The 6,418-nt window shown below is 72.8% G+C and carries 3 protein-coding genes and 1 pseudogene; all 4 read left to right on the top strand.

Annotated features, from left to right (window positions below; all coding sequences use genetic code 11):
- Window positions 1-822: pseudogene (locus FGD71_RS16930) on the top strand (DNA polymerase III subunit gamma and tau); the annotation flags it as partial.
- A 104-nt stretch (window positions 823-926) separates the two neighbouring features.
- The gene (gene purD / locus FGD71_RS16925) at window positions 927-2,180 is read left to right on the top strand and encodes a phosphoribosylamine--glycine ligase (RefSeq protein ID WP_119101278.1); all 1,254 of its coding nucleotides are present in this window, start codon (window positions 927-929) and stop codon (window positions 2,178-2,180) included.
- Between the two features lie 274 nt (window positions 2,181-2,454).
- The gene (locus tag FGD71_RS16920; RefSeq protein ID WP_240436626.1) at window positions 2,455-4,443 is read left to right on the top strand and encodes a hypothetical protein; all 1,989 of its coding nucleotides are present in this window, start codon (window positions 2,455-2,457) and stop codon (window positions 4,441-4,443) included.
- 206 nt (window positions 4,444-4,649) lie between these two features.
- Window positions 4,650-6,221, top strand: a complete 1,572-nt coding sequence (locus FGD71_RS16915; protein WP_119101277.1) for a N,N-dimethylformamidase beta subunit family domain-containing protein — start codon at window positions 4,650-4,652, stop codon at window positions 6,219-6,221.
- Window positions 6,222-6,418 lie beyond the last annotated feature (197 nt).

Below are 6,418 nucleotides of genomic sequence, written 5' to 3'. Positions count from 1 at the left end.
ACCGCCACAGCGGCGGGCAGTGGCCGACGTCCTGGTGGGTGGCCGACGGCGGCCGCCGCGGGTGCGGGGCAGTCTCCGGCCGCGCCCGGAGCGCCGGGCTCCGCATCCACATCCGCTCCCCCTCCCCCTTCCTCTTCACCTTCTTCTTCTTCACCTGCGGCCAGTCCGGCGCCTGCGGGCCCGCCCCCGGCCGCCGCCGCCCCGGCCGCCCCTTCGGCTCCCGCGAGCGGTGGGCTCGATCCCCGCATGCTGTGGCCGAACATCCTGGAGGCGGTGAAGAACCGGCGCCGTTTCACCTGGATCCTGCTCAGCCAGAACGCGCAGGTGGCCGGCTTCGACGGCACGACCCTCCAGATCGCCTTCGTCAACTCGGGGGCGCGCGACAACTTCACGAGCAGTGGCAGCGAGGACGTGCTGCGGCAGGCGCTGGCCGAGCAGTTCAACGTGCAGTGGAAGATCGAGGCCATCGTCGATCCTTCGGGGGGTTCGGCTCCGCCGGCGTCGTCCGGGTCCGGTTTCGGTGGTGGGTACTCGCCGGGTGGCGGCGCCGCCCAGGCCGCGCCTCGGCCCGCGCCACGGGCACCAGCGGCTCCCGACCCCCGGCCCGCTGCCTCGCAGGCCCAGGCCTCGCCTTCTCCGGCACCCTCGTCGACGCCTCCGCCACCATCCCGGCCCTCGGCTCCGGAGCCGCCGCCCATTTCGCCGGAGGACGACATGCCGGCGGACGACGATCCCGACCTCGACGAGTCGGCCCTGTCGGGGCACGAGCTGATCGTGCGGGAGCTGGGGGCAACGGTCGTGGAGGAGTTCTCGAACGAGTAACGAGTAACGAGTAACGCCTCCAAGGACAGCCCCGGTCGCAGGACAACCGAACGCGCCCAGCTCCCGGCGGACCTCCTGGTGGAGCCGACCGTTAGGCTGACCCCGTGAAGGTCCTCGTCATCGGTAGCGGCGCCCGCGAACACGCCCTGTGCCGCTCCCTGTCCCTCGACCCCGACGTCACCGCCCTGCACTGCGCCCCCGGCAACGCGGGCATCGCAGAGGTGGCCGAGCTGCACCAGGTGGATGCGCTCGACGGCAAGGCCGTCGCCGCGCTGGCCACGGAGCTGGGCGCCGAGCTGGTGGTCGTGGGCCCGGAGGCCCCGCTCGTCGCGGGGGTCGCCGACGCCGTGCGCGAGGCGGGCATCCCGGCGTTCGGCCCCTCCCAGGAAGCCGCGCAGCTTGAGGGCTCCAAGGCCTTCGCCAAAGAGGTGATGGCGGCGGCGGCCGTACCCACCGCGCGTTCGTACGTCTGCACGACCCCGGACGAGGTCGACGAGGCGCTCGACGCCTTCGGCGCTCCGTACGTCGTGAAGGACGACGGGCTGGCCGCCGGCAAGGGCGTCGTCGTGACCGACGACCTCGAGCAGGCGAAGGCGCACGCCAACGCCTGCGACCGCGTGGTCATCGAGGAGTTCCTCGACGGACCCGAGGTCTCCCTCTTCGCGATCACCGACGGCGAGACCGTCCTCCCGCTGCAGCCCGCCCAGGACTTCAAGCGAGCCCTGGACGGCGACGAGGGCCCGAACACCGGCGGCATGGGTGCGTACTCCCCGCTCCCCTGGGCCGAGCCGAAGCTCGTCGAGGAGGTCCTGGACACCGTCCTCCAGCCGACCGTCGACGAGCTGCGCCGCCGCGGCACGCCGTTCTCCGGCCTCCTCTACGCGGGCCTGGCGATCACCAGCCGCGGTGTACGGGTCATCGAGTTCAACGCCCGCTTCGGCGACCCCGAGACCCAGGTCGTACTCGCCCGCCTGAAGACCCCGCTCGCGGGCGTACTGCTCGCCGCCGCGCACGGCACCCTCGCCGACTTCCCCGATCTGCGGTGGAGCAACGACGCGGCCGTCACCGTGGTCATCGCCTCGCACAACTACCCCGGCACCCCGCGCACCGGCGACCCCATCGAGGGCCTGGACGAGGTGGCGGCACAGGATGCCCCGGACGCGTATGTCCTGCACGCCGGGACGAAGCGCGACGGCGACGCGATCGTGAGCGCCGGGGGCCGGGTGCTCTCCGTCACGGCGCGCGGTGCGGACCTCGCCCGGGCCCGCGAACGCGCGTACGCGGCCGTCGACCGCATCCGCCTCGACGGCTCGCAGCACCGCACGGACATCGCGGCCAAGGCGGCGGCCGGGGCGTAAGCGGGAGTCGCCTTCCGTCCCTCCCGGCACCTCTCTGTCACCCACCTCTGCCCGAAGCCATTCCATCGAGTGGCCGATCGCCCATCCAGCTGACGAGGGCCGGGGCCCCAACTATGGTGCGGCGCAAGCGTTCCGGCACTTGGCCCACCGGCATTGCGATGTCAGTCCTGGGTGCCACAGTGGGGGAGTGAGCAACGCCATGGACGTCCGCCGACGGTGGCTGGGTATGCACGCGCCGGCCGGGCAGTGAGGGGTGACATCCGTCGTGTCCGGTATGGGTGTGGAGGCGGGCGCGCAGGCCGCGCGCTCCCGGGCTCTCGCTGTGCTGCGTATCCGCAGCAGGGCGCTGGCCGTCGCACTGCTGCCCGCGGCCGCCGCTGTCGTGCTGCTGGTCGGCGGGGCGACGGGGCACCTGAACGGCGAGGGCTGGCATGTCACCCGCTGGATCGTGTCCGTCGTGGCGCTCCTGGCCCTTCTCGCCGCCGCCGGCATCGCGCTGGTCGTCGCCCGCGCCCGGCCCGCCATGAGTCCCACGGTCGGGCTCACCGAGCAGTCGGCGCCGGATCTGTACCGCATGGTGCGGGATCTGGCCGACCGCCTGGATGTGCCCGCCCCCTCCGCGATAGCGCTCACCCCGGACTGCGACAGCTGGCTGGAGGACCGCACCCACCGGGCCCACGGCCCGCCTCGGCCGCCGGAGTCCCAGGACGAGACATCAGGGGTGGCAGGCGGGCGCGGGTTCCGGAATCTCCGTCGAGCTCTCGGCTTCGGTCGAGCCGGAGGCCGAGCCGGATCCCCAGCCCTGGCTGGAGCGGGACCATACCGGCAGTCCCCCCACCGGCCGTCCGGCGCGCCCGTCCTCGTCATAGGCTCGCCCTTCCTGTGGTGGATGCGGGTCGGTGAGCTGCGCGCGGTCCTCGCGCCGGTCGTCGCCGGTACGGGACCGTCGGCGCACCCCGACATAGCGGCGGCCCGTCGTTTCGTACGGGGCCTGGACGCGGCCGTGGCGGTGACGTCGGCCCCCACGCGCGGACCCGTGACCCGCATGGTTCTCGCCTGCGTCGGCTGGGTGGCACGACTGCTCCTGCGCAGCTGCCGCGGCCATGCGGGCGAGATGGAACGCGGCGTGGCGGCAGCGGCCGCCGAGCGTGCACAGGCTGTGGACTACGGTCTGCGGATCGTCGCGCAGGAGCAGGTGGGGCTGGCTTACGCGGGATGGGATCGCCTACTGACCCGCGTCGCGTTGCCCGCCTGGAGGATGGGCCGCTGGCCCTCCCGCCTCGATGCGGGCGTCGTCGCGGCCCTCACCGAGCTCTCCCGCCGGGACCGCCTCGCCGAGGGCTTCGCCTCCCGCCTCGGAGAACGCCCGGCCTGCGACCTGCTGGAGGAGCCCGGCGCCGTCGACGAGGCCGCGTCCCTCCTCGCCGCCCGTCTCTTCCACGGCGGCCCGCCCGAAGCAGGCTCCGACTGGGCGCCCGTGGACTGGTCCGAGTATCCGGACGAGGTGGTCGACCGCAAGTGGCGCACGGACGCCGCGCGGCTCCACCGGGTGCTGGACGCCCTGGGCATGAACCGCTCCTCCGGCCCGGCCGCCGTCGGCACCGAGGGCCCGACGTTGTCCCGGGTGATAGAGCACTTGACGGGCACGGGAACGGGAACGGGAACGGGAACGGGAACGGGTACAGAGGCGGGAACGGGGAGGGACGACGCCCCCGTCACCCAGGACGACCTGGACACCCACGACACTCACGACGCCCAGGACACCCTCAACACCCACGACTCCCATCGCGTCGTGGACGACGACGCGATGTACGGGGGCGAGGACGACGACGGAGGCGGGGTCGCGAACGAGCGGTCCGCCGCGCTGGCGGCGGGACTCAGCGCGGAGCTGGCCCGTGAGGAGGCCGCCGCGCCGACGGCCCGGGCGGCGTCGCCCGCCGGCTCCGCCGGGCAGGGCGGCCCGGACACCGCTCTCCTGGACGACGGAATGCTGCCGCTCTTCCCTCTGCAGCCGCCGCGAACCGGACGCGAACTCCTCACCGACCACGTCACGGCCATGGTCTGCTGCGCGGCGACGGACACGGCCGGCGCGTCGCCCGGACTCGACTGGCTGGACGGCCCGTCCCTCCTGATCAACGGCGAACGCTCCGCAGACCTCGCTCCCCGAGTCCTCAGGCTCGTCGAGAACGGCGACCCCACGCCCCTCCGGGACTGGCTCCTCCACCTCGGCATCCGCCCCGAAAAACCGGTCCGCTTGGTCTGACCGGCCGTCCGCGACCGTCCCACCCGCTGACCGTCCCCTGACCGCCCACCCCATCCGCCACCCCGCACCACGCCGCCCCACGCGGAGCCAATCGCGACGAACGGTGACCGTTCGCATGCTTAATGTGATGTGCTGGGACCCGTCATTTGGCCATGGCAAGGGCTTGCGGTGCACGACGGCTCGCGGGGCACGGGGAGGGAATTCGGATGGGCTCGGAGCAGATTCGCCGGTGGGAGTCGGGAGCGATGGCGCACGCCGTGACGGACCCCTTCGGTCAGGGCCCTGTCCCCTGGCTGCGTGGCAGCGAGCAGTACTTCGGCGACACCGGCCAGGTCGTCCCGTGGTACATCGAGCATCCCCTCTCGCCCGGTGCGGCAGCTCCCGGAACCTCCGGAAGCGTCGGAACGTCGGGAAGCCCCGGAACCTCGGGAACGGCCAGGATCCCCGCGCCCCGAAGCCACTCCACCCCCCGAAGCCACCCCCACTCCCCAGGGCCTCGTTCCGCCGACGACGTCGGCCGTCAGATCAAGGGCTTCTCCTCCACCGGCGGGGCCGCCCCCGGCGAGGCCATCGACTTCCACATCACGGTCGACCCCCCGCAGCAGTTCAGCGTGGACATCTACCGCATCGGCCACTACGGGGGCGACGGCGCCAGCAAGATCACCACCAGCCCCCGCCTCGCCGGCATCGTCCAGCCACCCCCGCTCACCGCCGACCGCACGGTCTCCTGCCACCACTGGTGGCTCTCCTGGCGGCTCCAGATCCCCTCGTACTGGAGCATCGGCGCGTACGTGGCCGTCCTCACCACCGTCGACGGCTACCGTTCCCACGTCCCCTTCACGGTCCGCGACGACCACCCCGCCGACCTCCTGCTCCTCCTCCCGGACGTCACCTGGCAGGCGTACAACCTGTACCCGGAGGACGGCCGCACAGGGGCGAGCCTGTACCACGCCTGGGACGAGAACGGCCGTCTGCTCGGCGAGGCGGACGCCGCGACGACGGTCTCGTTCGACCGCCCCTACGCGGGAGCGGGTCTGCCGCTCCACGTGGGCCACGCGTACGACTTCATCCGCTGGGCCGAGCGCTACGGCTACGACCTGGCCTACGCCGACGCCCGCGACCTGCACGCCGGACGCATCGACCCCACCCGCTACCGCGGCCTCGTCTTCCCCGGCCACGACGAGTACTGGTCGACTCCGATGCGCCGCACCGCGGAACGCGCCCGTGATCACGGCACCTCGCTGGTCTTCCTCTCCGCCAACACCATGTACTGGCAGGCGGAGTTGGCCCCGTCCCCGTCCGGGGTTCCCGACCGTCTCCTCACCTGCCGAAAGCGTCGCGGTCCCGGCAAGGCCGTCCTGTGGCGTGAAGTCGACCGCCCGGAGCAGGAGCTCCTGGGTATTCAGTACGCGGGGCGGGTACCCGACGCGCACCCGCTGGTCGTCCGCAACGCCGACCACTGGCTGTGGGAGGCGACCGGCGCGCACGAGGGCGACGAGGTGGAGGGCATGGTCGCGGGCGAGGCCGACCGCTACTTCCCGCGCACCCCGCTGCCCGAACACCAGGGCCGTATCCTCCTGGCCCACTCGCCGTACCAGGACACCGAGGGCGCGATCCGGCATCAGGAGACGTCGCTGTACCGCGCCCCCTCCGGAGCCCTCGTCTTCGCGGCCGGCACCTTCGCCTGGTCCCCGGCCCTGGACCGCCCGGGCCATGTGGACGAACGCATCCAGCGGGCCACGGCCAATCTCCTGGACCGCATCTGCAAACGCGACTGAGGCCTACGAGACCTCAGAGGGCACCGCACACCACCTCAGAACGCACCGCACACCACACACGACACCGCACCGCACCACACCCCCTGACCACGCGCAGCGTCCCCATACGGGAGAATCGAGCCACTGGGCCCACCCGTCACCCACCACCGCCCTACCCGGGCCCTGCGGGCGCCTCTTTTTCTTCAACCACGCGGAGG

It is taken from the genome of Streptomyces sporangiiformans, from assembly GCF_005768555.2.
Lineage (GTDB): Bacteria > Actinomycetota > Actinomycetes > Streptomycetales > Streptomycetaceae > Streptomyces > Streptomyces sporangiiformans.
Note: the sequence above shows the minus strand (reverse complement) of the source record. Positions and strands in the feature narration are given on the sequence as shown.

Coding starts and splice junctions, on each gene's coding strand:
- FGD71_RS16915 (WP_119101277.1), top strand. CDS start 4,650: ATGGGCTCGGAGCAGATTCGCCGGTGGGAGTCGGGAGCGATGGCGCAC.
- FGD71_RS16920 (WP_240436626.1), top strand. CDS start 2,455: ATGGGTGTGGAGGCGGGCGCGCAGGCCGCGCGCTCCCGGGCTCTCGCT.